Source organism: Streptomyces europaeiscabiei, assembly GCF_001550375.1.
Taxonomy (GTDB): domain Bacteria; phylum Actinomycetota; class Actinomycetes; order Streptomycetales; family Streptomycetaceae; genus Streptomyces; species Streptomyces europaeiscabiei.
Genome location: NZ_LRTR01000526.1, coordinates 1 through 817, shown reverse-complemented (window position 1 = coordinate 817; position 817 = coordinate 1). Strand labels below are relative to the sequence as shown.

The following is an 817-nucleotide window of genomic DNA, read 5'->3' as shown; positions in this document are numbered from 1 at the left end:
TGGTCGTGGTGGTTGGGGGGGGGGGCCCGCCACAACGGGCGCGGGCGGTGCTGCCGTTCGCCGGCCGACGCGCTCGTGGCGGGCAGGGCGACCGCACCCGCGAGGGCGGCGCCGAGGGTGGTGAGGGCTCTGCGACGGGTGGTGAGGGCCATGCTCTGCCTCCCGGGTGGGGCCGGTTGCGGACCTTGGCGAGTATGCGGGCCGGAAGGGGCCGATGAGCAGGGCCGTGCGGGGAGTTGGCCGGACCGCCGTCGTTCGTTCACCCAGGTTCACCGGGGCCGCCGTGCGCACACGGGAAAGCCCGCCCCAGCTGGGGCGGGCTTTCCCTGCGCTTCTCCGGGTGTGCGTGAGGTCCGTCAGGGGGCCTGGAGGCCGACCAGTTCGGCCAGCGCCGCCCGGTGGGCGCCCGCCGTGCCGTACGCGATGGAGTCGGCCTTCGCCCGCTTCAGGTACAGGTGGACCGGGTGCTCCCAGGTCATGCCGATCCCGCCGTGCAGTTGCAGCGCCTCCTCGGCCGCGTGGACGGCCACGGGGGCGGCGAAGGCCTGGGCGACGGCCACCGCGAGGTCGGCGTCGTCGCTGCCGGTGGCGAGCTGGTCGGCCGCGTTCCGGGCGGCCGCCCGCAGGTTGACGACCTCCAGCCACAGCTGCGCGAGGCGGTGCTTGAGCGCCTGGAAGCCGCCGACGGGCCGGTTGAACTGCTTGCGCTCCTTGAGGTAGCGGACCGTCTCGGTCAACGTCCACTCCGCGAGGCCGAGTTGCTCGGACGCCAGCAGCCCGGCCCCGGCGCGCAGGGCCCGGCGTACGGCGAGTTCGG

1 protein-coding gene is annotated in these 817 nt (G+C 75.3%); it reads right to left on the bottom strand.

Annotation, left to right across the window (positions count from 1 at the left end; genetic code table 11):
• Nucleotides 1-356: 356 nt before the first annotated feature.
• The coding region (locus AWZ10_RS26045) for an acyl-CoA dehydrogenase family protein (RefSeq protein ID WP_279616642.1) at nucleotides 357-817 on the bottom strand (461 nt) is incomplete at its 5' end.